At 64.1% G+C, this 26084-nt stretch carries 24 protein-coding genes; 16 read left to right on the plus strand and 8 right to left on the minus strand.

What is annotated here, in order from left to right; translation table 11 throughout:
* Nucleotides 1-300: 300 nt before the first annotated feature.
* The 5 genes from fliL to AC0L3B_RS13125 all read left to right on the plus strand — a co-directional run bounded on the left by fliL (nt 301) and on the right by AC0L3B_RS13125 (nt 7083).
* Nucleotides 301-801, plus strand: coding sequence for a flagellar basal body-associated protein FliL (gene fliL / locus AC0L3B_RS13105; RefSeq protein ID WP_007602133.1), 501 nt, complete (start codon nt 301-303; stop codon nt 799-801).
* 19 nt (nt 802-820) lie between these two features.
* A complete protein-coding gene (gene fliM / locus AC0L3B_RS13110; RefSeq protein ID WP_018456420.1) occupies nt 821-2023 on the plus strand; it encodes a flagellar motor switch protein FliM in 1203 nt (400 codons plus the stop codon).
* Complete coding sequence (locus AC0L3B_RS13115) at nt 2020-2466, plus strand: DUF6468 domain-containing protein (RefSeq protein WP_026233172.1); 447 nt, start codon at nt 2020-2022, stop codon at nt 2464-2466. Before fliM ends, AC0L3B_RS13115 begins: the two co-directional genes overlap by 4 nt.
* Nucleotides 2467-2475: 9 nt before the next feature.
* Nucleotides 2476-3234: a MotE family protein gene (locus tag AC0L3B_RS13120; RefSeq protein WP_473332410.1), complete on the plus strand. Its 759-nt coding sequence runs from the start codon at nt 2476-2478 to the stop codon at nt 3232-3234.
* A 102-nt stretch (nt 3235-3336) separates the two neighbouring features.
* Nucleotides 3337-7083 carry a tetratricopeptide repeat protein gene (locus AC0L3B_RS13125; RefSeq protein ID WP_473380498.1) on the plus strand — a complete coding sequence of 1249 codons (3747 nt, stop codon included), beginning with the start codon at nt 3337-3339 and terminating at the stop codon, nt 7081-7083.
* 276 nt (nt 7084-7359) lie between these two features.
* Here AC0L3B_RS13125 and AC0L3B_RS13130 read toward each other — a convergent pair whose 3' ends face one another.
* The 3 genes from AC0L3B_RS13130 to AC0L3B_RS13140 form a co-directional block, all read right to left on the minus strand.
* Nucleotides 7360-8565 (minus strand): multidrug effflux MFS transporter, encoded by a 1206-nt coding sequence (locus AC0L3B_RS13130; RefSeq protein ID WP_473380499.1) that lies wholly within the window; start codon nt 8563-8565, stop codon nt 7360-7362.
* 197 nt (nt 8566-8762) lie between these two features.
* Nucleotides 8763-9524: a flagellar type III secretion system pore protein FliP gene (fliP, locus tag AC0L3B_RS13135; RefSeq protein WP_035994574.1), complete on the minus strand. Its 762-nt coding sequence runs from the start codon at nt 9522-9524 to the stop codon at nt 8763-8765.
* Complete coding sequence (locus tag AC0L3B_RS13140; protein WP_085358955.1) at nt 9521-10492, minus strand: flagellar biosynthetic protein FliO; 972 nt, start codon at nt 10490-10492, stop codon at nt 9521-9523. The genes fliP and AC0L3B_RS13140 overlap by 4 nt, the downstream gene beginning before the upstream one ends.
* A 351-nt stretch (nt 10493-10843) precedes the next feature.
* Here AC0L3B_RS13140 and flgB point away from each other — a divergent pair, with 351 nt between their 5' ends.
* The 9 genes from flgB (at nt 10844) to atzF (ending at nt 19794) form a co-directional block, all read left to right on the plus strand.
* Nucleotides 10844-11248 (plus strand): flagellar basal body rod protein FlgB, encoded by a 405-nt coding sequence (flgB, locus tag AC0L3B_RS13145; protein ID WP_204511683.1) that lies wholly within the window; start codon nt 10844-10846, stop codon nt 11246-11248.
* A 15-nt stretch (nt 11249-11263) separates the two neighbouring features.
* Entirely contained in the window at nt 11264-11689 is a 426-nt protein-coding gene (gene flgC / locus AC0L3B_RS13150; protein ID WP_007602149.1) for a flagellar basal body rod protein FlgC, read from the plus strand.
* Nucleotides 11690-11705: 16 nt separating this feature from the next.
* A complete protein-coding gene (fliE, locus tag AC0L3B_RS13155; RefSeq protein ID WP_007612285.1) occupies nt 11706-12014 on the plus strand; it encodes a flagellar hook-basal body complex protein FliE in 309 nt (102 codons plus the stop codon).
* 63 nt (nt 12015-12077) lie between these two features.
* Nucleotides 12078-12341: a flagellar biosynthesis protein FliQ gene (gene fliQ, locus AC0L3B_RS13160; RefSeq protein ID WP_007612284.1), complete on the plus strand. Its 264-nt coding sequence runs from the start codon at nt 12078-12080 to the stop codon at nt 12339-12341.
* 17 nt (nt 12342-12358) lie between these two features.
* Nucleotides 12359-13129: a flagellar biosynthetic protein FliR gene (fliR, locus tag AC0L3B_RS13165; protein ID WP_007612283.1), complete on the plus strand. Its 771-nt coding sequence runs from the start codon at nt 12359-12361 to the stop codon at nt 13127-13129.
* 11 nt (nt 13130-13140) lie between these two features.
* Nucleotides 13141-14220, plus strand: coding sequence for a flagellar biosynthesis protein FlhB (flhB, locus tag AC0L3B_RS13170; protein ID WP_085349408.1), 1080 nt, complete (start codon nt 13141-13143; stop codon nt 14218-14220).
* Nucleotides 14221-14374: 154 nt separating this feature from the next.
* Nucleotides 14375-16957, plus strand: a complete 2583-nt coding sequence (cckA, locus tag AC0L3B_RS13175; protein ID WP_473380500.1) for a cell cycle histidine kinase CckA — start codon at nt 14375-14377, stop codon at nt 16955-16957.
* Nucleotides 16958-17248: 291 nt separating this feature from the next.
* Nucleotides 17249-18241, plus strand: coding sequence for a Tim44 domain-containing protein (locus AC0L3B_RS13180; RefSeq protein ID WP_085349406.1), 993 nt, complete (start codon nt 17249-17251; stop codon nt 18239-18241).
* Between the two features lie 167 nt (nt 18242-18408).
* Nucleotides 18409-19794 (plus strand): allophanate hydrolase, encoded by a 1386-nt coding sequence (gene atzF, locus AC0L3B_RS13185; protein WP_473380501.1) that lies wholly within the window; start codon nt 18409-18411, stop codon nt 19792-19794.
* A 10-nt stretch (nt 19795-19804) separates the two neighbouring features.
* Here the strand turns inward: atzF and AC0L3B_RS13190 are convergent, their stop codons facing one another.
* The 4 genes from AC0L3B_RS13190 to AC0L3B_RS13205 form a co-directional block, all read right to left on the minus strand.
* Nucleotides 19805-20530, minus strand: coding sequence for a Crp/Fnr family transcriptional regulator (locus AC0L3B_RS13190; RefSeq protein ID WP_473380502.1), 726 nt, complete (start codon nt 20528-20530; stop codon nt 19805-19807).
* Nucleotides 20531-20617: 87 nt separating this feature from the next.
* Nucleotides 20618-21457 (minus strand): ABC transporter ATP-binding protein, encoded by an 840-nt coding sequence (locus tag AC0L3B_RS13195; protein ID WP_162496421.1) that lies wholly within the window; start codon nt 21455-21457, stop codon nt 20618-20620.
* 20 nt (nt 21458-21477) lie between these two features.
* Nucleotides 21478-22299, minus strand: coding sequence for an ABC transporter permease (locus AC0L3B_RS13200; RefSeq protein WP_245329551.1), 822 nt, complete (start codon nt 22297-22299; stop codon nt 21478-21480).
* A 14-nt stretch (nt 22300-22313) separates the two neighbouring features.
* On the minus strand, nt 22314-23231 hold the full coding sequence (locus tag AC0L3B_RS13205) for an NrtA/SsuA/CpmA family ABC transporter substrate-binding protein (RefSeq protein WP_317246108.1): 918 nt from the start codon (nt 23229-23231) through the stop codon (nt 22314-22316).
* Nucleotides 23232-23692: 461 nt separating this feature from the next.
* Here AC0L3B_RS13205 and AC0L3B_RS13210 point away from each other — a divergent pair, with 461 nt between their 5' ends.
* Together AC0L3B_RS13210 and AC0L3B_RS13215 are read left to right on the plus strand one after the other, a co-directional pair.
* Nucleotides 23693-24370, plus strand: a complete 678-nt coding sequence (locus AC0L3B_RS13210) for a lectin (RefSeq protein ID WP_085349432.1) — start codon at nt 23693-23695, stop codon at nt 24368-24370.
* 185 nt (nt 24371-24555) lie between these two features.
* Complete coding sequence (locus AC0L3B_RS13215) at nt 24556-25263, plus strand: glutathione S-transferase (RefSeq protein WP_085349401.1); 708 nt, start codon at nt 24556-24558, stop codon at nt 25261-25263.
* 78 nt (nt 25264-25341) lie between these two features.
* Here the strand turns inward: AC0L3B_RS13215 and AC0L3B_RS13220 are convergent, their stop codons facing one another.
* Nucleotides 25342-26016 carry a methyltransferase family protein gene (locus tag AC0L3B_RS13220; RefSeq protein ID WP_026233169.1) on the minus strand — a complete coding sequence of 225 codons (675 nt, stop codon included), beginning with the start codon at nt 26014-26016 and terminating at the stop codon, nt 25342-25344.
* Nucleotides 26017-26084 lie beyond the last annotated feature (68 nt).

The following is a 26084-nucleotide window of genomic DNA, read 5'->3' on the forward strand; positions in this document are numbered from 1 at the left end:
CTCCCAAACCCTGGGTCTCGGTCCTTTCTCAGCGAAACTCGTGCCAGGCGGGAAAATTATGTACTTTCAATGCCTTGTCTGTTTTTCGAGGATGCGGGGAGGCGGCAGAAAGGGTCTGTTAGCCATGTTTGCCCGGCAGATTTTTCCTAGTGAAGGCCCAATCGAAAGGTTCCGTTAACCATTATTACCGTAGCGTTTGCGCGTAAGAGGAGCACTGCGCTGGGGCATTTGTATCGCGTCACTGTCTGCCAGGAGCTTCGCTCTTTCGACCCTTTTGAGAGATGAGCGAGCGCGGCGATCATGGCAGAGAATGAAGCGGAAGGCGGCGGAGCCGCTGAGGGCGCGGAAGCCGCTCCGCCCAAGAACAAGTTCAAGCTGATGATCATGGTGGTGGGCCTGCTCGCCGTTCTCGGCGGCGGCGCCGCGACGTGGTTCTTCTTTTTCCGTCACGGCGACGACGAGCATCACGCCGAGGCGGCGCCTCCGCCGAAGCCGCCGGCTTTCGTCGAGGTTCCCGACATCATGGTCAACCTCGCCGGCGCGCCGGGCGAGCGCGTGCAATATCTGAAGCTCAAGATCGTGCTGGAGCTGAAGGAAGAGAAGCAGGTCGAGGCGATCAAGCCGACGATGCCGCGCATCACCGACATCTTCCAGACCTATGCGCGCGAGCTGCGCTCCTCCGACCTCAACGGTTCCGCCGGCATCTTCCGCCTCAAGGAAGAGCTGACCAAGCGCGTCAACGCCGCGGTGGCTCCGGTCCAGGTCAGCGCGGTGCTGTTCAAGGAAGTCGTGATCCAGTGAGCATGACGGGCTAGGGATCATGGCAGGCACCGACCAACCAGACCAGGATGCAATTGCCGCCCAATGGGAGGCCTCGCTCGATTCCGAGGATCCCGCTGAGGCCGCGAAGGCTGCTGCCGAAAACGAACTATCCGAGACCATGGCCCTGCAATGGGCGGCCATGGTCGAGGATGGCAGCCGCGATCTCGGCGCCGGCAAGAATTCCGGCGAACGCGTGCTGTCGCAGGAGGAGATCGACAACCTCCTCGGCTTCGCGGTCGGCGACGTCACGCTCGACGATCATTCCGGCATTCGCGCCATCATCGATTCGGCAATGGTCTCCTACGAGCGTCTGCCGATGCTCGAAATCGTCTTCGACCGCCTGGTGCGATTGCTGACGACGTCCTTACGCAATTTCACCTCCGACAACGTCGAAGTCTCGCTCGACCGCATCACCTCGGTGCGCTTCGGCGACTACATGAACTCGATCCCGCTGCCCGCCGTCCTCACCGTCTTCAAGGCCGAAGAGTGGGACAATTTCGGCATGGCCGTGGTCGATTCCAGCCTGATCTACTCGATGATCGACGTGCTGCTCGGCGGCCGCCGCGGCTCGAGCCAGCTGCGCATCGAGGGCCGGCCCTACACCACGATCGAGACAGAGTTGGTCAAGCGGCTGGTCGAAGTCGTCATGGCCGATGCCGAACAGGCGTTCCGGCCGCTGTCGCCGGTGACCTTCACCATCGACCGGCTCGAGACCAACCCGCGCTTCGCCGCGATCAGCCGTCCTGCCAACGCAGCGATCCTGGTGCGGCTGCGCATCGACATGGAAGATCGCGGCGGCAACATCGAGCTGTTGCTGCCATACGCGACCATCGAGCCGATCCGGGGCGTCCTGCTCCAGATGTTCATGGGCGAAAAGTTCGGCCGCGACCAGATCTGGGAAGGCCACTTCGCAACCGAGATCGTCCAGGCCGAGATCTCCGTCGACGCCGTGCTCTACGAAGCCGACATTCCGCTCAAGCAACTGATGCGGCTGAAGGTCGGGGACACGCTGCCGCTGGACATGCGCGCGGATGCCAGCGTCACCGTTCGCTGCGGCGACGTCACCATCACCGAAGGACGCATGGGCCGGGTCGGCGACCGCGTCGCGATACGGGTGACGAAACCCTTGCGCAAGCCAAGTACGACACTTGCGATGTTCGAAAAGGTCGACGAGCAGAACAAGATGATGGAGGCCCCATGAACCACTCCCTGGGAATGGCGATCGAGACGCTGGTGGCTATCCTGCTGATGCTGACCATCGTCTACTGCGTCACGCTCAACAAGCGACTGACGCGGCTGAAGGCGGACGAGCATTCGCTGAAGGCGGTCATCGGCGAGCTGATCACCGCAACCGAGATCGCCGAGCGCGCGATCGGCGGGCTGAAGCTCGCCGTGCGCGACGTCAACGAGAACCTCGGCAGCCAGCTTGCGGCGGCGACCCAGATGTCCGAGCAGCTCTACAAGCAGCTCGGCGAAGCCGACAACGTGGTGCGGCGCCTGTCCAAGATCGCGATCGCCGCGCGCCCCGTGACGAACCCGGAAACGGTCGCCGCGCCCGCAGCCAAGCCTTCATCGGCGAAGGCGGTGGCGGCTGCGGCCGAAGCCTTCTCCGAGCGCCGACGATCCAACGGTCTTGCGGCATAAAGTCAGGGTATGAAGTCTTTTCGCAACATCCGCGTCATTCCGATCGTGCTGGTTGCCGTCGCTGGCTTGGCCACGCTGAAGGTCACGGGTCTTGTGATCAACGGCGGCTATGTCTTCGACTATAAGCCGAGCCAGACCAAGAAGTCGTGGGCGCAGGAGAATCTGAACTTCCCGGCCAGCCGCGAGGATCCCGATATCACGGGCTCGACCCATGGCGCGCCGAAGGAGGCGCCGAAGCCGGCCGCACCCGACACCAAGTCCGAAGGCGCCGCGGTCAAGGAGGAAGCCCAGCCGCAGATCTCCGCCTCGGAGCGCGCGATCCTGGAACGCCTGCAGTCGCGTCGCCAGGAGATCGAGGCCCGCCAGCGCGAGATCGACATCCGCGAGAGCCTGTTGAAATCCGCCGAGAAGCGCATCGAAAACAAGGTCGAGGAGATGAAGGCGGTAGAAACCCGTATCTCCGCGACGCAGGCCGAGCAGAAGGCCGCCGAAGCCCAGCGCATGAAGGGCCTCGTCACCATGTATGAGGGCATGAAGCCCAAGGACGCCGCGCGGGTCTTTGACCGGCTCGAGATGGGCGTGCTGATTGAGATCGCCTCGCAGATCGCGCCGCGAAAAATGTCGGACATCATGGGATTGATGTCCCCGGAGGCCGCCGAGCGGCTGACGGTCGAGATGGCCCGCAGGGCCAGTGGCGGCGGCGATCAGTCCGCCTCGGCCGGCGAGCTGCCCAAGATCGACGGCAAGCCGACGCAAAAGCCGAATTGAGGGCTCATACTTAAGAAGTCCTTAATTGCCAAAATCTACAGTCTGGGGCAGGGGCCGGCAGCAATGCCGGCGTGGACCGTCGAACCGGAAGTAATGCCGCCAATGGCGCGAGACGCTGCCGCTGGATTTGTGTCGCGAGCCCGCGCCCTGGCGCGGAGGCTGTCGCGTCATGTCCGCGCGGCGCCGCTGCTGGCAGCCAGCCTGCTGATCGGCTTCACGGCGCCTGTCCGGGCGGCCGACGCGATCAGGGGCGAGGCGACTTTCTCGGCCAGCGGCGGCTTTGCCCGTCTCGTGATCAAGCTCGGGGAGGACGTCCCCTCCGAGGTTACGACGGCCGGCTCCATTCTCGTCATCCGTTTCGACCGGGCGGTCGACGTTCCCGTCGATCGCGTCCCGGAAGGCGCGCCCGACTACGTCAACTCCGCCCGCCGCGATCCCGATGGCGGCGCCATCCGCCTGTCGCTGGCGCGGCGCGTCACCGTCAACACCATGAATGCCGGCGAACGTACCTTCATCGACCTCTTGCCGGAGGGTTGGAAGGGGCCGCCGCCGAGCTTGCCGATGGACGTGGTCAAGGAACTCGCCGAGCGCGCGCGCGTCGCCGAACGCGCGCTGCGCGCCCAGCGCGCCGCGGCGGAGAGTAAGAAACGGCCGCAGATCCGCGTGCGCGCGTCGGTGCAGCCGACCTTCGTCCGCTTCGTGTTCGAGATGCCGGATGGCGTCGGCGTATCCTCCGTGCTCAATGAACAGAAGCTCACGCTCGCCTTCAACGCCAACCTGAATTTCGATCTGGCGGACGCGGTCGTCGCAGCGCCGCCGAACGTCGCCTCGATCAAGCAGAAGGCCGACATCGACCAGACCAGTGTCGAGATCGCGCTGATCGGCGATTCCGACGTGCATTCGTTCCGCGACGAGAAGAACTACGTCGTCGACATCTCCTTCCAGCCGGACAAGGGCAAGATGGCCACGTCGGCGGAAGCTGCGATCGCGCAGGCCAAGCCCGCCGCTCATGGACCGGCGCCTGCGCCTGAAAAGCCGGCGGCCGAGAAGCCCAAGGACGCGCATCGCGAGATCGCGCCGCCGACGTCCGAGACGATCGCGCGCGAAGCCAGGATCGATGCCAAGCCCGAGGTGAAGCCGGAAGCGCCCGCCGCCATGCCGCCCGCTGAAGCGCCGAAATCGGTGCCGGCTCCTGCATCCGAAGCCGCGCCCGCTGCGCAAGCCCCCAAGGAAGCGCCCAAGGAAGTTTCGAAGTCTGTCGCGCCAGTTGCAGACGCTGCGGTCGCGCCCGCCAAGCCGGTCATGGCCGAAGCGCCTCAAGAGGTCGTGAAGGATGCTGCCAAAGAGCCGGTCAAGGAGCCCGTCAAGGCCGCGCCAGCAGAGGCGCTCGCTGCGCCGCAGCCGACTGGTGCCAGCGTCGATGTCCGCCGCGACAGCGACGGCCTGCGGGTAACTTTCCCGCTTCAGGTCGCAACCCCTGCGGCGGCGTTCCGCCGCGGCGACACCGTTTGGCTGGTGTTCGATACGGCAAAGCCGATCGACGTCGAGGCGATCCGCACCAAGGGCGGCGCGATGATCGGCGAGGTCGGCCGCGTCCCGCTCGAGAAGGGACAGGCGGTGCGCATCCGTCTCACCCGGCCGCTGGTCTATTCGCTGTCGAGCGAGGAGGTCGGCAAGCAGACCAACTGGCTCTTGACCCTCGCCGACAAGATCCAGGCGACGCCGCTGCCGCTGATGATCTCGCGCAACATCACCGACCCGGCGCTCGCCAACATCGCGATCCCCTTCGCCAATCCGGGGCTCCTGCACAAGCTCACCGATCCCGATGCCGGCGACACGCTCTATGTCATCACCGCGCAGCGGCCGGTGCGCGGCTTCATCAAGCGGCAGGACCTCGTCGATCTCGCGCTGCTGGAATCCGCGCATGGCATCGCGATCCGGCCGAATTCCGACGAGGTCGGCGTCGAGGTCGGGGCCGACAAGGTCATCCTCGGCAAAAAGGGCGGGCTAACGCTGTCGCCGGTCGACATCTCGGCCGAGCGCGCGCCGACCGCAGTGCGGCCGGTCTTCAGCCCCGAAGGTTGGCGCAAGGGCCAGTCGGAAAATTTCATAGCGCGCCAGAACGAGCTGATCACGGCGATCGCCAACCTCGAACCGGCGATGCGTTCGCTGCCGCGGCTCGACCTCGCGCAATTCTACATGTCGCGCGCGATGTATCACGAGGCGAAGGCCGTCACCGAATTGATGCTCGCCGATCCTCTCAACAAGGAGGAGAGCGGTGCGCTGATCATGCATGCGATCGCGAGCATCCTGATCGGTCGGCCGGCGCAGGGCCTGAAGGACCTCGCCAACCCCGTGATCGGCAACAGCCACGATTCCCAGCTCTGGAAAGCGCTCGCCTATGCGCGCCAAGGCAAATGGGCGGACGCGCGCGAGAAGTTCAAGAACGTCGAATTCGCCATCGCCTCGCTACCGCTCGACATCCAGCGCATCGTGACGATGGAGGCGATGCGGGCTTCGCTCGAGGTGAAGGACTATGCGGGCGCCTCCAAGCGCCGCAGCGAGCTCGAGGTGGTCGGCGTCTCGCCCGAGGCCGCGCCCGGCTTTGCCGTGCTGCGCGGCCGGCTTGCCGAGGCGCTCGGCCACGACAGGGACGCGCTCGACGACTACAAGTTCGCGGTCGGCTCGTCCGACCGGCCGGCTGCGGCCGAGGCCAAGCAGCTCGAGGTCGCGCTGCGGCAGAAGCGCGACGAGATCAGCAAGGAAGACGCGTTGCGCGAGCTCGAAACGCTCTCGATGACCTGGCGCGGCGACTCGATTGAGGTCAAGACGCTGCAGATGCTGTCGCAGATGTTTGCAGAGAACGGACGCTACCGGGACGCGCTCACCGCGGCGCGCACCGCGACAAAGCTGCAGCCGAACGCGGAAGCCTCGCGCCAGGCGCAAGACCTCGCCTCCGACCTGTTTACGCAGCTCTTCCTGGGACCCAAGGGCGACGAGCTGCCGCCGATCGAATCGCTCGGGATGTTCTACGAGTTCCGTGAGCTGACGCCGATCGGCCGCCGCGGCGACGAACTGATCCGACGCCTCGCCGACCGTCTCGCCTCGATCGATCTGCTCGACCAGGCCGCCGAGCTCCTGCAATACCAGGTCGACCATCGCCTCGAAGGCGCGGCGCGTGCGCAAGTCGCCGCGCGCCTCTCCATGATCTATCTCGCCAATCGCAGACCCGACATGGCGATCACGGCGTTGCGCGCGAGCCGGATCAGCGACCTCTCAGGCGAGCTCAGGCAGCAACGCCTGCTGCTGGAGGCGCGTGCACAGAGCGACGTCGGCCGCCACGATCTTGCGCTCGATATCGTCTCCAACGTTACAGGCCGCGAGGTGCTGCGCCTACGCTCGGATATCTTCTGGGCGGCGCGGCGCTGGCGTGAATCCGCCGAGCAGATCGAGCTCTATTACGGCGAGCGCTTCCGTGACTTCAAGCCGCTCAACGCGGTGGAGAAAAGCGACATCATCCGCGCCGCCGTCGGTTATGCGCTCGCCGACGACTCGATCGGCATGTCGCGCTTCCGCGAGAAATATGCGCCGCTGATGAGCGAGAGCGCCGATCGGCTCGCCTTCGACATCGCGAGCAAACCGACCGGCGCTTCCAGCGCCGAATTTGCCGATATCGCCAAGCTGGCTGCCAGCGTCGACACGCTCGACGGCTTCCTGCGCGAGATGAAGCAGCGCTTTCCCGACGCCACCGCCCGCGCGCCGGCCTCTCCACAGGCCAAGGACGAGTCCGACCACACCGGCTCGCTGCCCACGATCCCCGTCGTGCGCCAGATCAAGATGCCGCGATAGGATCGCCGCTCCTTCTTGGCCTCGCGACAGGGACCCGTGAGCCAGCTCTCAAGTGACGGGCAGGGCCGAAGACTATCGCCCGCGTACTCATCAACCCGATCAGTCCGCGAGGACGTAGGCCTTGTCCATTCAGTCTTTGAGACCGGACATCGCCCGTTTGCCTTTGCTAGTCGGCTGAGGGCTCCAGGTCCCTTGTGAGAAACATATGCCCCGTGAACCGATCGTAGGGCGTGGAAACAGGGAAGCAGCTAAGGCCAGCAAGCGACGTTAACGGGCCTAATTGAGCTTTCCCCGCACCTGATAAATTGCCGAGGCCAAGCTCGAGGCAAGCACTAGCACAAGACCAAGCCCGATCATGGGGTTGCTTGCGATCACCGCCGCAAGCGATACGCCTAGCGCCGCGGCCAACATCTGCCAGAAACCTAACAGGGCCGAGGCAGCACCGGCGCGATCGCCGAATGGCGAAAGAGCTTGCGCGCTGCAGAGCGGATTGACCATGCCCATGCCCAGCAGGAATACACATGCGCCGACAAGAAATGGCAAAAAGCGCCCGTCGAAAAGCGCGAATAGCAACACCATGCCGCCGCCGACACAGGCCAGCGCGAGACCGATGCAAATCGATCGGTCGAGACCAAGGTGCGGAACAATTCTGGTAGCGATAATGCCAGCACTAAAGACGATCATGACAGTGCCTGCGAAGAACAGGCCGAGTTGCATGGGTGTGAAGTCGAGGCCTTCTATCAAGACACGCGGCAACGCCGAAAACATTGCAAACAGCGCACCTAAGATGAGGCTAACAGTTGCGGCAGGAACCAGGAAACGGCGGTCAGTCAATAGCGACCAGTAATTCTTGGAGATCGTCGAGAAATCGAACTCGGCCCGTGGCGCGTGGTGCGTTTCTCCGAAAGCCGCAAGAAATGCTGAAGCGGCGACGACGGCGAAGATTCCGACGAACACAAAGGCTGAACGCCAGCCAAAAAAATGATCCAGCGCGCCACCGACCAGGGGCGAGAATCCGGGCGCCGCTGCCATCGCAACCATAACAAAGGTGAGCACGCGCGCTAGCTTTTCGCCCTGGAAAAGATCTCTTGCGATAGCTCGCGAAAGGACAGACGTGGCACATGCGCCACCGGCCTGCACAACGCGACCAATCAATAGTGCCGCCAAATCATTGGCTAACGCGCACCATATGCTACCTGCGAAAAATACAGCAAACCCGATCATCACGGGTATGCGCCGGCCGAAACGATCCGACAACGGACCGACAACGAGTTGTCCGACCGCGAACATGGCGAGGAATATGGTGATAGTTGACGTTACCTGAGCGCTGGTGACGCCTACCGCGACGGCGATACTCGGTAGCGAAGGCAACAGAATGTTGGTGGCCAACGTGCCACTCGCAGACAACGCAGCAAGAACGGCGACCTGAAGACCAAGCGGCACGACCCGAGCGAGCAGATGGTTTTCGACGTTGCTGGTCATAAGCCGCTTCGGATCTAGGGATGATGACCATCATATCAATGACCCAATGAATGCGCAACCTGAGCATATTCCGATATGTCACGAGCCGCCGAACGCGCTGACGATGGCAGGCTTCCGCCTTACGCTGGTAAGCTCAAGTGCACGCCTACAAGCATCGGGCTAGAGAGGATAGGGTCGCTGACCGCTGCCCAGGACCGCTACCCCCCGTAACTCTGCACCAGACTGCCTGCCACCAGCGACCAGCCGTCGACCAGCACGAAGAAGATCAACTTGAACGGCAGCGAGATCGTTGCCGGCGGCAGCATCATCATCCCCATCGACATCAGCACGGACGCGACGACGAGGTCGATGATCAGGAAGGGGAGGAACAGCAGAAAGCCGATCTCGAAGGCACGCTTCAGCTCCGAGATCATGAAGGCGGGGACGAGGATGCGTAAGCCGAGCTCGTCGGGGGTTGCCGGCGGCGGCTCGCCGGAGAGGTCCAGGAACAGCTTGAGGTCCTTCTCGCGCACGTTCTTCTGCATGAAGCCGCGCAGGGGGACGGAGGCGCGCTGAAGCGCGTCCTCGACGCCGAGCTGATTTGCGACGAGCGGACGGATGCCTTCGTCGTAGGATTTTTGCAGGACGGGTCCCATCACGAAGAAGGTGAGGAACATCGCCAGGGCGATGATCACCGAGTTCGGCGGGGCGGTCGCTGTGCCCATCGCGGTGCGCAGCAGCGACAGCACGACCACGATGCGCGTGAACGACGTCATCATGATCAGGATCGACGGTGCGATCGACAGCACCGTGAGCAGCGCGATCAGCTGGATCGCGCGCTCGGTGACGCCGCCACCGCCGGCGCCTCCGCCGCCGAGATTGATGCTGATGTCCTGCGCATGTGCCGGCATCGCGAGCGAAGCCGCGCCGATCAGGACAGAAAGAAGAAAAACTCTACGCGGGAGGGCCGGCAGCCTCACGAAGACGGCTTCGGACGGCCGAGCAACGAGGCCATCTCGTCTTCGAGATTTTCAAAGCTGGTCTTTTCCGGAGCCGGCTTTGCGGCAGGTGCCGGTGGCGCCGGCGGCTCGCTGCGGGCCACACGCGGAGGAGCGGCCGGGGGCTCCGGGGCGACCGGTGGGGCAAGCGTCTCGCCGGCGGGGCGGCGCAGCGCAGCTTCGAGCCGCTGCGCCATCTCGGCGAGATTCTGCTCGGCGCTCGATGGCCCCCCAGGAGCGGACGCCGGCGGCGGAACGGGCGGAGCCTGCGGCACAGGCGGAGGAGGCGCGGCTACGCGCTCGGAGCGCACCGGAGGCGCCTTTACCGGCTCGCTCTGGCGGGGCGGGCGCGGCATCAGAGGGGGTTCGTTGCGCGCAACGCGCGGCGGAATAGGTTCGGGACGCGGCTCGCGCTCGGGGCGCGGCGCGAGCGGCTCGGAGGTGAAGCCGGCCAGTGGCGGCTCGTTGCGGCGTTCGGCCAGCCCGGGAGCGGGCCGGCGCACTTCGTCGGCGAAGGAGGGACGCGCGGGCCGCGGTGGCGGCTCGGGCATTTGCGGCTCGGGATGATCGAGCAGCTCGGGCCGCGGTGCTTCGTCGGCCCAGCTGCTGGTATCATGCATCGGCGCAAGACGCGGCGGCTCGGCGGCATTGGAACGCTGCGGGAGCTGGTCGCGGCCGGGTGCTGCGCGCACGATGTTGGGTTCGACGACGATGTCGGTGGGGCCACCGATCATCAGAAGATGCTCGACATTGTCACGCCGGACCAGCACCAGACGGCGGCGGCCGTCGACCGCGGCGGCATCGATCACGGCGAGCCGGGGCATCCGGCCGCGCTGGGTGTTTGCGCCAAGCCGGCTGGTGGCGAATCGGCGAACCAGCCATGCAGCGACGCCGATCAACGCCAGAACGACGATGAACGCGACGATGAAGGTGATAGGGCTGCCTTGCATACTTGTCCCCGACAAATGGCGCTTGTCTCGGGCCAGTGGTCAGATGCGCCAACCACCGGCTTACGTTGCCCCAAACTGCGATTTCTTAACGTCCCACGGCAAGTTTTGCCGTCCCCAACTCTTAATAACCCATGAATCGCTCGATCCAAAACGACTTCTTGACCTGTGAATGCGCCGCCAAGCGGTTGGGTTAATGCCGCTTTTGGAGGCGTAGAATCACGGGGCACGCGCAGTGGTGTCCCGCCGGGGGACAGCTGCCTGCGACCTCCTTAACCGGCTGTTAACCATACAGGCGGCAAATTCTGCCTAGCTTCGGACCATGGGTCCTGCGAGGCGGAAGGAGCCGCAACGATGTCCATCAACGATCTTCCGGTGCTATCGGCGCTTCGCACCAAGATGCAATGGCACCAGGAGCGCCAGCGCGTCCTGTCCGAGAACGTCTCCAATTCCGACACGCCCAAATTCCGTCCGCGCGACCTGGTCGAGCCGAAGCTGGACAAGAGCGGCGCCGTCACGGGTTCGATGGGTCCCTTGGCGCTCACCCGCACCAGCGGTTCCCATATGGCGCCGTCGGGCGCGGCCTCCGGATTCGACCAGAACAAGAATGCGGGTTTTGAGACACGCCCCGCCGGCAACGCCGTCAATCTCGAAGAGGAGATGATGAAGGCCGCCAGCAACCAGATGGATTATGCGGCGGCGACCTCGCTCTATTCGAAGAGCCTGCACCTGCTCAAGACCGCGATCGGCAAGGGCTAGGGCTGGAGATAGACCATGGCGAATGACAGCAGCGACTTTGCCCGTTCGATGGCGATCGCGACCTCCGGTCTGCGGGCGCAGGCCGGGCGCATGCGGGTGATCTCGGAGAATATCGCGAATGCGGATTCGACCTCGCAGACCGCCGGCGGCGATCCTTACCGGCGCAAAGTGCCGACCTTCTCCTCCGCGCTCGACCGTACACTCGACGCGCAGGTCGTCACCCTCGGCAGGATCAAGCCCGACCAGTCCAATTTCCGCACCAAATACGAGCCGAACAATCCGGCGGCGGATGCGACCGGTAACGTCAAATATCCCAACGTGAACTCGGTGGTCGAGATGACCGACATGCGCGACGCGCAGCGGTCGTACGAGGCCAACCTCAACATCATCAGCGCGACGCGCCGGATGATCCAGCGCACCCTCGACATCCTCAAGAGCTGAACAGGACATTTGAACCATGGCAACACCGACAATTGCCGCCAACGCCTATGCAAACCTCGCTCGCGTGCTGGAGAACAGCGGTGCCGGCAAGGGCAGCGAGCCGAGCGGGCAGTCCTTCGCCTCTCTTCTGAAAGATACTGTCGGCAGCGTCCTGGAGTCCGGCCGTAAATCGGACGCACAGACGGTGGCGATGGCCGCCGGGAAGGCCAACGTGATGGACGTGGTGACGGCGGTCGCAGATACCGACGTCGCCGTGTCCACGCTGGTCTCTGTCCGCGACCGCGTGATCGCGGCCTATGAAGACATCATGAAGATGCCGATCTGATTTTTCTGGTTCGTGTGTCCTCATCAAGAGGTGGGGATGAGAGTTGAATAAAGGAACTGCGAAATGACCGGACCGGAAACCCTCGACGTCGCGCGTGATGCGATCTGGACGATCGTGATCGTGTCGTCGCCCCTGATGGTGGTCGGCCTCGTGGTCGGCGTCGTCGTGTCGCTGTTCCAAGCGCTGACGCAGATCCAGGAGCAGACGCTGATCTACGTGCCGAAAATCCTGGCCATCTTTGCCACAATGCTGTTGGCCTTGCCATTCATGGCAGACGCACTGCATTCCCACATGCTGCGGATATCGTCGCGAATCATCGGCGGCTGAGGCACTATGCGCCTATCATGCGCATCGACGTCTCGCTGCTGCCGGCGCTTGCCGCCTCCTTCATGCTCGCCTTTGCCCGGGTCGGCGCGATGGTGATGCTGTTGCCGGGCCTGGGCGAGACCAATATCCCGACACGGATCAAATTGTCGATCGCGCTGCTGCTCACGCTGATCATCCTGCCGCTGCATCGCAATGCCTATCAGGTCGACATGGGCTCGATCGCGCCGCTGCTGGTCCTGATGCTGCATGAGATCGTGATCGGCATCGTGCTGGGAGCGACCGCGCGGGTGACGTTGTCGGCGCTGCAGGTTGCCGGTGCCGTGATCGCGCAGCAGATGGGGCTCGGCTTCGTCACTTCGGTCGATCCGACTCAGGGACAGCAGGGCGTGCTGGTCGGCAACTTCCTGACGATACTGGGGGTGACATTGCTGTTCGCCACCGACAGCCATCATCTGGTGATCGCGGCGCTGAACGACAGCTACACGATCTTCGCGCCGGGCGAGACCGTGTCGAGCGGCGATGTCGCCGCACTGGCGACGCGCGCCTTTGCCGCCGCGTTCCGCCTGGGCTTGCAACTTTCCGGACCGTTCCTGGTGTTCGGCCTCGTCTTCAACATCGGACTCGGCGTGCTGGCGCGGCTGATGCCGCAGATGCAGGTCTATTTCGTCGGCGTGCCGCTGTCGATCTTCGCCGGCTTCCTGGTGCTTGCCGTCGTGCTCACGGCGATGATGGGCACCTTTCTCGACTACTTCATCGGTGTCATGCACCAGATGATGCCACTCAAGTGACCGGGTGATCGATGGCGGAAGACAACGATCCAGAGAGTCAAACAGAAGACCCGACGCAAAAACGTCTCGAAGAGGCGCTCGAACGCGGTGACGTCGCCAAGAGCCAGGAGATCAACACCTGGTTCATGATCGCGGGCGCCACGCTCGTCGTCTCGAGCTTCTCGGGATCGGTCGGCAGCGGGCTGTTGGCGCCGATGCGCAACCTGCTCGCCAATTCCTGGATGATCAAGACCGACGGCAGGGCTCTGCTCGCCCTGATGCAGCAGATCGAAGTCGCGGTGCTGGCGGCGGTGGGCGTGCCGCTACTGATGCTGGTGCTGGCGGCAATTGCCGGCAACGTGCTGCAGCACCGACTGGTCTGGTCGGCCGAATCCCTCAAGCCCAAGTTCAGCAAGCTGTCGCCTGCCGAAGGCCTCAAGCGCATCTTCGGCAAGCAAGCGGCGGCGAACTTCCTCAAGGGTCTCGGCAAGCTGATCGTGCTCGGCGCGGTCATGACCGTGATCCTGTGGCCGGAGCGGCATCGCATGGAGGCGATGGTCAGGCTCGATCCGGCTGCCCTGCTCGGCGCCTCCACCAGCCTGACCATTCATCTGCTCGGCGCGGTGGTCGCGGCGCTCGCGATCATCGCCATCGGCGACTATTTCTTCCAGTATCGCAGCTGGTTCCAGCGGCAGAAGATGTCGCTCCAGGAGATCAAGGAAGAGTACAAGCAGTCCGAAGGCGACCCGCACATCAAGGGCAAGCTCAGGCAACTGCGCCAGCAGCGCTCCAAGAAGCGCATGATGGCGGCGGTTCCCAAGGCCTCGGTGATCATCACCAACCCGACCCACTATTCGATCGCGTTGTCCTACGAGCGCGGCATGTCGGCGCCGATCTGCGTCGCCAAGGGCGTCGACAACCTCGCTTTCAAGATCCGGGAGATCGCGCGCGAGCACGACATCCCGATCGTCGAGAACGTGCCGCTCGCCCGCGCGCTCTACGCCACCGTCGAGATCGACGAGGAAATCCCGACCGAGCACTACCATGCGGTCGCCGAAGTCATCGGCTACGTCATGCGTCTAAAGAGCGGATTCGGTGCCACCCGGCAATAAAACCCCTGAAAAGTACTGGAAATGGCCGTAATCTGGGAATCAGCGTACCTTTCGCCCCTGCTGCCCTTGCGCCTGCGGGTCCGATTCAGGCAGGGAGGACCCTGCGCGCCCTGTAGCGCGTTGATTCTCTGCCGACAGGCTGTGCCAGCTTGAGATGACTGCCGAGACCGACCACGACCTCACACGCGAGCCCGTTGCGGCGCACGAGCCGGCGCCGCGCTCGGGCAGCATTGCGCTGGTGCTGCTGGTGGCCGCCGGTCTCGTCGCCGTTGCCGTGGGGTTGATGACGCTTGGGCGCGCGCAGGCCCAGCCCTATATCCTCGGCATCCTCGCCGTGCTGGCCATGGTCGGCCTGTTCAACCTGTTCGCCTTCGCCGCCGGCATCATCCGCTTCGTCGACCGCAATCTCGACGATCCCGTGATGGGGCGCATCGCCGACCACGCCTTCGACGGCCTCGCCGTGACCGACCCGCGCGGCCATGTGGTCTATTCCAATGCGGCCTACCTGACGCTGACCGGCGCCGCCGGTCCGCAGGACGTGCGCCCCGTGGAGCGCGTCTTCATCGGCAACCCCGACGTCTCCGAGGCGGTGTTCCGCCTGTTGAAAGCCGCGCGCGAAGGCAAGCGGCAGCAGGAAGAGGTCCGCATCTCCGGCAATGATGGCAGCCAGGGCCGCTGGCTCCGCATGCGGGTGCGGCCCCTCGGCACCGGCAAGCGCGAGACGAGATACGCGGTGTGGTCGATCGCAGACATCACCCGCGACCGCGAGCGCCAGGAGGACGTGTTCCAGGAACTCCAGCACGCGATCGAATATCTCGATCACGCGCCCTGCGGCTTCTTCTCGGTCAATCCGGCCGGGGAGCTCGCTTACGTCAACGCGACGCTGGCGAACTGGCTCGACTACGACCTCGCCGAGATCGGCTCGGGCGGGCTGAAGCTCACCGACATCGTCTCCGGCGACGGTGCTTCGCTGCTCACCGCGATCGTGGCGGTGCCGGGCGAGGTCAAGACGGAAGTCTTCGACATCGACCTGCGCATGCGTACCGGCAAGACCATGCCGGTTCGGCTCTATCACAAGCTCGCCTTCGGCGCCGACGGTGCGCCGGGCCCGTCGCGCACGCTGGTGATCAGCCGTGCCCGCGACGAGCGCAGCGATCCCGACCGCGCCGCCGAAGTGCGCTTCATGCGCTTTTTCGACCATACCCCGATGGCGATCGCCACCGTCGACCGCGGCGGCAACGTCGTGCGCGCCAATGCGCGCTACGCCAAGCTCGGGCAGGCACTGGGGCTCGACAGCGCCAGCAAGTCGATCTTCCGCGCGGTCAATTCGCGCGACCGGCATCTCTTGATCGCGGCCATCAACCAGGCTGCGGAGGGCCAGGCCGACGTCGCGCCGGTCGAAGTGGCGCTCGAAGGAACCAGAGAGCGCTGGGGCCAGTTCTTCGTCACGCCGGTGGATGCGGCCGAGAACGACGCCGAAGTCGCCATTGTGCACATGCTCGAGACCACCGAGCGGCGCGCGCTGGAGAACCAGATCAACCAGTCGCAGAAGATGGAGACCGTCGGCCAGCTCGCGGGCGGCATCGCCCACGACTTCAACAACGTGCTCTCCGCCATCATGATGGCGAACGACTTCCTGCTGAACGCGCACAAGCCGACCGACCCGTCGTTCCAGGACATCATGCAGATCAAGCAGAACGCGACGCGGGCCGCCACGCTGGTGCGACAGTTGCTGGCGTTCTCGCGCCGGCAGACGCTGCGGCCGCAGGTGCTCGACCTCGGCGATGCGCTCTCCGATCTCGCCATGCTGCTGCGCCGGCTGATCGGCGAGAAGGTCAAGCACGAGACCATCCACGGCCGCGATCTCTGGCCGGTCAAGGTCGACGTCTCCCAGTTCGAGCAGGTCATCGTCAACCTCGCGGTCAACGCGCGCGACGCCATGCCCGACGGCGGCAAGCTGATCATCCGCACCGCAAACGTCACCACCGAGGAAGCGGCCAGGCTGGCCTACAAGGGCATGCCAGCCGCCGACTATGTGCGGATCGAGGTCGCCGACACCGGTACCGGCATTCCCGCCGACATCCGCGACAAGATCTTCGAGCCGTTCTTCTCGACCAAGGAGGTCGGCAAGGGCACCGGCCTCGGGCTCTCCACCGTCTATGGCATCGTCAAGCAGACCGGCGGTTTCATTTACGTGGACTCCGAGCCCGGGCAGGGCACCTCGTTCCACATCTTCCTGCCGCGCCATCATGCCGAGCCGGAGGTGCAGGTCGAGCAGCCGGCGCCGGTCGTTGGCGCCAGCAATGGTGCCGCGAAGGAGGCCGGGTCCGTGGCGGACGCCAAGCCCCGCACCGATCTCACCGGACAGGGCACCATCCTCCTGGTCGAGGACGAGGAGGGTCTGCGCGCGCTCAACGCACGCGGGCTGCGCTCGCGCGGCTACACCGTGGTCGAGGCCGAGAACGGCGTCGAGGCGCTGGAGGTGCTGGAAGAGCAGAGCGGCGGAATCGATCTCGTCGTGTCCGACGTCGTCATGCCGGAGATGGACGGCCCGACATTGCTCAAGGCGATGCGCGAGAAGAACCCCGACATCAAGTTCATCTTCGTTTCCGGCTACGCCGAGGACGCGTTCGAGAAGAGCCTGCCCGAAGGCCAGCAGTTCGACTTCCTGCCCAAGCCGTTCACACTTAGCCAGCTCGTGGCGGCCGTGAAGGAGACGATGGCGAAGGCGGGGTGAGGGCGCGGGCTCCACATTCTCCGTCATTGCGAGGAGCGAAGCGACGAAGCAATCCAGTTGCCTCCGCGGAAACAGCCTGGATTGCTTCGCTTCGCTCGCAATGACGGAAAAAAGCTGAACTGCTGTCGCCAAACCGACCGGTAGCCGGCGACCGCGGCTCCTTTGCACACCCGGCCAAGCCGCCGCCAAATATGGGCTTTTGCCACATCCCCGCGACTGAGGGCCGCAGCCATAAGTTCCGATAGTGGCTTCCTTTTTACGGAAGGCTGCCCATCTTAGGGGCACATCCCCATGCCGGGGATCTGGGAAACCAACATGAATTTCTCGCAACGCTCCCGCAGTCTCTTCAAGACGATTGCCGTCGTGCTGGCGCTTGCGCTGCCGACTGCGCTGGCGATCTCGTCCGCCGACGCGCGCGTCGGTGGCGGTATGTCGTCGGGTTCGCGCGGTTCGCGCACCTATTCGGCCCCGCCATCGACCACGACCGCGCCGGGCTCGACCTCGCAGTTCAATCGGACCTACACCCAGCCGGGCGCAGGCATGAATTCGGCTGCCGCCGCACCCGCGCGTGGCGGTCTGTTCGGCCGGGCCGGCGGCTTCATGGGCGGCCTTGCGGCCGGGTTCCTCGGCGCGGGCCTGCTCGGCATGCTGTTCGGCGGTGGCCTGTTCGGCGGCCTCGGTGGCCTGTCGTCGATCATCGGCCTGATCATCCAGATCGTCCTCGTGGTGCTCGTGGTTCGGCTGGCGATGTCCTGGTGGCAGCGCCGCCACACCCCGCAGGCGGCCTATGCCAATGCTGACGCCGGTGCCGGTCCGGGACCGCAGGCGAACAATCGTAGTGGTCTTGGCGGTGGCTTCGGCTTCGGCGCCAACAACGCACCGCTCGAGATCAAGCCGGACGACTATGAAGCGTTCGAGCGCCTGCTCAGCGACGTCCAGTCGGCCTGGTCCAACGAGGACGTGGCCAAGCTGCACACGCTCGCGACGCCGGAAATGGTCTCCTATTTCGAGCAGGACCTCGGCCAGAACCGCGCGCGCAATGTCGTCAACAAGGTCAGCGGTGTGAAGCTGTTGCAGGGCGACCTCGCGGAATCCTGGCGCGAAGGCGAGACCGATTACGCGACGGTGGCGCTGCGCTTCGCGCTCACCGACAAGACGCTCGACCGCAATACCGGCGCGATTGTCGCCGGCAGCGAGCAGCCGGGCGAGGCCACCGAAGTCTGGACCTTTGCCCGACGTCCGGGCGGCACCTGGGAATTGTCGGCGATCCAGCAGACCAACTGATCGCCCGTATAGCGACAAACGAGGGCGTCGTGCTTCGGCACGGCGCCCTTTTTGTTTGAGCGGCGCGTTTCCGGTCAGGCGGCCATTTGGGGGAAGCACTTAATTGCTTGTTGGCCGCGCAGAGCTGCCGCAATTTCGCGCCTGCCGGTTGGATGAGGAGATATTCCGTGAGCCAGTGTGTCGCGCGCCTCAGGACAAACTACGAAGGCATTGCCAGGAGTTCGTCCCTGCTGCTGGAGGCGATCGGAACGGCGTATGACCGGATCGAGGCCGAGCGCGACCGCAATTGCTGGATCTATCTTCGCCCGCGGCAGGAGGCACTCGAAGAATGCCATAAGCTGGTGGCGCGCGCGCGGACGGGCGAAAATCTTCCGCTGCTCGGCATTCCATTTGGTGTGAAGGACAACATCGACGTCGCGGGAATGCCGACCACTGCCGCATGTCCGGCGTTCAGCTATACGCCCTGGCATTCCGCGCATAGCGTCGAACGCCTCACCGCAGCCGGCGCAATTTGCCTCGGAAAGACCAATCTCGATCAGTTCGCCACAGGCCTGTCCGGCGTGCGCTCGCCCCATGGCCCCTGCGCGTCGGTTGCCGATGCGCGCTATGTTGCGGGCGGTTCCAGTTCCGGCTCCGCGGTCGCCGTGGCGGCGGGGCACGTCGCCTTTGCGCTCGGCACCGATACCGGCGGCTCGGGGCGCATACCTGCCGGGTTCAACAACATCGTCGGAATCAAGCCGACCGTTGGGCTGGTGTCATCACGTGGCCTGGTGCCGAATTGTCCGACGATCGATTGCGTGTCGGTATTCTGCAATACCGTCAGCGACGGCGAAGCAATCCTCGACATCATCGAAGGGTTTGATTTCGAAGATCCCTACAGCCGCCTGCCCAGAACCTTTTTCCCCGCCAACGGTGCGGCGGCATCATTCCGGTTCGGCCGCGTTGCGCCAGCAGATCTCGAATGCTTCGGCATGTCGGAATGCGGCGAACTCTACGAGAGTGCCTGCGAACGTCTTGCTCATATCGGAGGAACGGCGCTCGAGGTGGACTTCGCCCCATTCCGCCAGGCCGGGGAGTTGATGTTCAGCGGTCCCTGGGTCGCGGAGCGGCACTCGGCCATCGCTTCGCTCATCGACGTCGAATCCGGCGCCTTGCTTGATGTCACGAGGACCGTGCTGGGCTCAGCCGCCGGGTATTCGGCGATCGACACGTTTGGCGCCATTCACCGGCTGCACCGGCTTCGCCGCGACGCCGAAGCAATCTTTGCCGGCATCGATGCCCTGGTGGTTCCGACTGCACCGCGGCCGTTCACACTGGAGGAGATGCATCGTGATCCGATCACCCTCAACAATCGTCTGGGCTACTACTCGTACTTTGCCAATCTACTCGATCTCTGCGGCGTCGCCGTTCCGAATACGAAATTGCCGAACGGCATGCCCATGGGCGTGACCCTGCTGGCGCCGGCCTGGCACGATCGCGCGCTGATCGGACTCGCACGGCGGTTCGAGGCCGGCGCAGACGGATCGGCATTCGAATTGAAGTCTGGCGGCTAACGGGCGGACATTATCCCATCGCCTGCCCAAGTGTAGGAACATCCAGGATCGCAATCACGGATCTTTCGTATCTGATCACGCCTTCATCCTGGAGCCGCGCGAGTTGCACGGTCACCCATTGGCGGGTGGATCCGATCAGATTGGCAAGGTCGCCGTGCGTAAACGGCATGCCGACGACGATCTCGCCGTCGCGTTTCACGCCGTAGACATGCGACAGGAAGATCAGCAGGCTATGCAGCCGCTCGGTGACCGAGCGCGTCCCAAGCATCTGGGCCATTGCCGAATAGCATCGCGCCTTGAATGCGAGGGCATCCAGCAAGGCGACGGCGATTGCCGGCGATTCGAGCGCAAGCCGCCGCAATGCCAGTCCGGGCATGAACGTCAACCGGCTGCGCTCGGCCGCAACCGATGTCCACATATGCGGGCCTGTCCCGAAGATGTCGGGCCCGCCGACGAAGTTGCCTGGAAACCAATAGGCGAGCGTGACTTCGCGCCCCGACGGTGCGGCATAGTAGCTGCGTATGCGCCCCTCGCTGATCAGGTAGATCCCGGCCTGTGCGTCGCCCTGGGACCACACCAGTTGGCCGGCTTCCAGGATCTTTTCGCGTCCGATCGCACGCAAGCGATTGCAATCAGCCCGGTTGAGACCATCCAATAAGCCGGGCAGCGGTCTGACGAGATCGTCCGACTCCGCGAGCATCACACCTGCCGCTATCGCGCTGTTCGCCCTGTGCATGGCCGGCTCCGCATGTGAGACCTGGCATCGGCTATTCAAGAACCATGCCAGCTCCCTGCGTTCGCCTCAGACGCGGACTCCGCGTCATCAGTCCGCGTCCGACTGATTGAATGCCCGCAACCCTTCTGCGCGGATGACGTCGAGACAATCTTTCTTGAGCGAAAGATATGCTGGCTCGACCATGACAGAACTCGACCGCGGGCGCGGCAGCTTGACCGCGACTTCGCGCAGGATGCGGCCAGGTCCCGCGCTCATGATGAGAACGCGGTCGGCCAGCACGATGGCTTCATCGATGTCATGCGTCACGAACACGATCGTCGCCTTGATCCGGTCGCGCAGCGCCAGCAGATTGTCTTGCATCACGGCGCGGGTCTGCGCGTCGAGCGCCCCGAAGGGCTCGTCCATCAGCAGCACACGGGGCTGATTGGCCAGCGCTCGCGCGATCGCCACGCGCTGTTGCATGCCGCCGGACAGCGTCATCGGATAAGCGTCGGCGAAACGCTTGAGGCCGACCATCGCGATCAGATCGTCGGCGATGGCATACGCTTCCGTCGTGGACTTTCCGAGCATCCTGGGACCGTGGGCGATGTTGCTGCGGACGGACTTCCAGGGGAAGAGATGCGGCTGCTGGAACACCATGCCGACATCGGGACGCGGACTGTAGACGGGCGCACCCTCGACCAGGATCTCGCCTTCGAACGGCACTTCCAGCCCGGCGATCGTATTGAGCACCGTCGACTTGCCGCAGCCGGAGGGACCGGCGATGCAAACGAACTCGCCAGGCGCCACGTCAAACGAAACGCGATCGACCGCGATGATCTGCCCGCGCTTGGTGTCGAAAACGATGCTCAGGTTCGAGACTTGAATGGCCGGTTGTTTTCGCGCCGATTCGACGGAGGCAGGCGAACTTGCCAGTGCCAGTTTCATGCCCGATCGAGATCCCGACATCAGCGCCACCAGACGATACGTTCGGCAAGAGCCGCAAACAGCCGGTCGGCGATGAACGACATCAACCCGAGCGCTGCGAGCCCGCCCATGACCTGGCCCGTTTGCAAATTCTGCTGCGCAATCTCGATCCTGTAGACAATGCCGGCGAAAGCGCCGGCCAGTTCAGCCGCGACGAGCGTGTAGAAGGAGATGCTGACGGCGGTGCGCAACCCGACGACAATGTAGGGAAGCGCGCCCAGCAGCACTATCTCCTGCAGCATCTGCCGTCGGGGCGTGCCGAGCATCAATGCCGCCCGAATCAGGCCGCGGTCGACCTTCTGCACGCCGATGTGAGTCGAAAGCCACACCGTGAAGAATACGCCCCATACGACGAGGAACAATTTTCCCGCCTCCGACAGGCCGAACCAGAGGATGACGATCGGCACGAACGCAATCGGCGGAATTGGCCGCAAGATATGGAATAGCGGGGACAGCAAGCTCGAGATAACGGGGAATTGGCCGGTGAGAACACCGAGCAGGATGCCGAGCGCGCCGCCTATGATGAATCCCGTGGTGACGCGAAAGAGGCTGGCCAACAGATCGCTAAAGAACTGTCCGCTTCGTATCCACTCAAGCACGGCCGCAGCAACCACCGTCGGCGGTGGAAACAGCACCATGTTGACGGTCCCGGAACGGGAGACCAGTTCCCAGAACCCAATGAACAAGGGAAGCGAAAGCGCCCCGACCAGAATATTGAGGCGGCGAAGCCGAACTGAATTCGGCCGAGCGCGACCGCCAGTGCGGATGGCAATATCGCGTCCTGCTGACGTGGCTTCCTGCATGGCCGCGCGGGTGCCTATTTCCACGACAGGGTGACGCGTGCGGGATCGACCTTTTTCAGTGGCTCGGTGACGACGACCTTGCTGAAGTCGGGCATCGCCGCTCCCGGAGGATGGTTGCCGCTCTCGAGGCGCCATGCGGAATGGGTCTTCAGAATCTCGATGAGCCGGTCGTCGAGACGCACCCGGTAAACATAGTCGGCCCAGATGGGGGCGAGTTCGTCCCGCTTCATTCCAACTGCGTCCGCGACTGTCGTGATTGCTTCATCCGGCTGTGCCTTCATCCAGATCTCGGCATCGATCAGTGCGGCGATGAATTTCTCGACCAGCACTGGGTTGGCGTCCAGGTACGGCTTCATGACGACGATATTGAACGTCTCGGAATAGGTGCCTTTTGTATCTACCTCAGTGACGGCTTCGCCCATTGCCTTCTTCGCGTTGGCGACGTGGGGCTCCCAGGTGTCGATCGCGTCGATGCTTCCGGCCGCGAGTGCCGGCAGCATCTCCTGCGGCCGCAGATTGACGAGGGTGACATCCTTGGGCGTCAATCCCGCCGACTTCAGCAAGGTCGCCGTGTAAACCTCGCTACCGGTGCCGGCAGTGAAGGCGATTCGCTTGCCGCGAAGATCTGCCTTGGTCTTGACGCCGGCCTTGGCCGCGACGAGCGTCTTGAGATCGGAATATTCCATCCCGGCGATGAAGGCGATGGGCTGGTTTGCCATCGTCGATGCGGTGACCGGCGCCTCCGCCGTGGTCGCGATGTCGGCACCGCCCCCGATCACGGTGTCCAGGCACTGCTTGCCGGACGTGAAGTTCGAAACCGTGATGTCCAGACCGTGCTTTTCGAAGATTCCCTTCGACTTGGCGACGATCGCAAGGCCGGAGATCGGTGCGAGATTTTGCGCCAGCCGGGCTTTGAGCAGTTCCGCGGCCAAGGCGCAGTTCGGACCCAGGGCAAGACCGACGGCAAGGCAGCAAAGGGTGGCGCGGCCGGCAATTGTCGTGATTGGGCGGATTGTGGTCCGGTGCATGAACGATCTCCCCTTGCGCCGCGCGCTACGCAGCCCCGATGTCATCGCGGATGCCGCCCTGAACGGTCCCGCCACAGTCCCCCGCGTCCTCCCCTGGACGATCACTTGAGGATCGGCCCATTTGGTATGCTCGCCCGGCACCATTGTCCCGGGAAGCAATTAATCGACATGGCAGTCGGGAAGCGGCTGGGAATCGTCGGCGATCCCGTCGACCAACTGATCGCAGACGACATGAAAAAAACAGGGCATCGTGCTCCTTGCACGGGGCCTTTTTCTTTTGGGCGTCTCGCATCGCGGCATCGGAATAAGCGGGCTTGCGTCGGGTTGAAATCTGGCGGCCAACGACAACACAAATGGAGGACAGGATGATCCGCATTGAGAGAACCATGACGATTTCAGGCCTCGCGCTCGCTGCGGCCTTGCTTGCGGCGCCATCGGCGCAGGCGCAGTCGGCCAACATGACGTTCTTCGTGACTTCCAACGGTCCTGGCAAAGGCGCCGATCTCGGCGGTCTGGAGGGGGCCGATGCGCAGTGCCAGAAGCTGGCCCAGGCCGGCGGCGCCGGCAGTAAGACCTGGCGCGCCTATCTCTCCACGCAGGCCGCCGACGGCAAGCCGGCCGTCAACGCGCGCGACCGCATCGGCAAGGGACCGTGGCAGAACGCCAAGGGCGTGGAAATCGCCAAGGACGTGGCCGATTTGCACAGCGCCAACAAGATCAGCAAGGAGACAGCGCTGACCGAGAAGGGCGAGATTGTAAACGGCTATGGCGACCAGCCTAACCGGCACGACATTCTCACGGGATCGCAGTCCGACGGCACCGCGTTTGCGGGTCCCGACGACCGCACCTGCAAAAACTGGACGTCGAGTACGCAAGGCGCGGCGATGCTCGGCCACTCCGACATCAACGGCCCTGCGACCAACCCGACGGTCAAATCCTGGAACACCGCACACCCCTCGCGCGGACCCGACGGCGGCTGCTCGCAGGCCGATCTGAAGAGCACCGGCGGCGACGGCCTGCTGTATTGCTTCGCGTCGAATTGAGGCTTCCGTCATTGCGAGGAGCGCAGCGACGAAGCAATCCAGAGTCCCTCCAGGGTGACAGTCTGGATTGCTTCGCTGCGCTCGCAATGACGGAGCGTGGGGTGCCGCCCTTCCGCCCCATCCTGACGGAACCTTGTCGCGCGTGATAGATTGGTCCCGTCGCTTCCACGCTCACGGACCCTTCCATGAAATACGAGCTCTATTATTGGCCCGAGATCCAGGGCCGCGGTGAATATGTGCGGCTCGCGCTCGAGGAGGCTGGCGCGGCTTACATCGACGTGGCGCGTGGCCCACGCGGTACAGCTGCGATGATGAAGATGATGGACGCACACAAGGGCACGCCGCCCTTTGCGCCGCCGTTCCTCAAAGCCGGCAAGCTCGTCATCGGCCAGACCGCGAACATCCTGCTCTATCTCGGCGCCCGCCACGCCCTCGCCCTGAAGTCGGAAGCGGGTCAACTCTGGGTGCATCAGCTCCAGCTGACGATCACCGATTTCATGGTCGAGATTCACGACACCCATCACCCGCTCGGGCCCTCGCTCTACTACGAAGATCAGAAACCGCCGGCAAAGAAGCGCACCGCCGACTTCTGGGGCGAGCGCGTGCCGAAATATCTCGGCTATTTCGAGCACCTCCTTCAGGACAATGGCGGCGCCTATGTCACCGGCCGCAAGCTGACCTATGTCGATCTCTCGCTGTTCCAGCTCGTCGCGGGACTACGCTATGCGTTTCCGAAGCGGATGAAGGCGTTCGAGACAGATATCCCGGCCCTCGTCGGCATGCACGACCGCGTGTCGGCGCGCCCGAACATCAAGGCTTATCTCGAAAGCGAGCGCCGTATTCCCTTCAACGAGCAGGGCATCTTCCGCCGCTACCGCGAATTGGATGGCTAGAGCGCCTGCGAACGCTTCCGCCGACGTCAGTCGATCGGAGGGAACACTTTTCTGCGATTTACAGAGTGATGCGCGCGCTCACCACACGCCAGGCAGCAGGCGATAGCGCACGTGCGTCACATAGTCGGCATAGCCCGGCAGGCCCTCGCGCAGCGTGCGCTCCTCGATGCGAATGCGGCCCGCAAACAAGACGAGGAATAGCGGCACCATCAGAAGTCCCCACCATGAGCCCAGAAGCAGCGGCACGCCGGCGAAGAACAGGATCATGCCGCTGTACATGGGATGGCGCACATGGGCATAAGGCCCCGTCGAGATCACGTGCTGCGCGCGCTCGGCTTGCAGCTTCACCACGGGCGCCGCGAACGAGTTCTCGCGGAAAACCCAGAGGATGAACAGCGTCGAGAGCAGGAACAGGGCGAGGCCGAGCACCTGCAGCGCCATCGGCATGTCGGAGGACCGCGTACGCCGGTCGAGCCCCATCGCCGCCAGCCAGACCAGCATCGCGACGACGAAGACGGTCATGAACACCTTGTCGGCAGCGGGCTGGTCCTTTTGCAGGACCGGCCGCAGACGTTCGGCGAGCAGTGCGGGGTCGACCCGGTAAAGCCACCAGCCGCAAAGCGGGCCGAGCAGGGCGGAGGTCGCGAGGAACACCCAGGCCGACGGCCAATGCAGGGTGCCGGCGGACGCGAACAGCAGCGCGCCCATGGCGGCGGTGGTGATCGTGCTCTGCAACAGGAGTCTTGCGATCATGCAGGTCTCAGGGTAGCCGCGCACGATATTGGTCCCGCTATCCGGCGAAGTTGCGGCCGGACACGCGA

The organism is Bradyrhizobium sp. Kon56 (assembly GCF_055807635.1).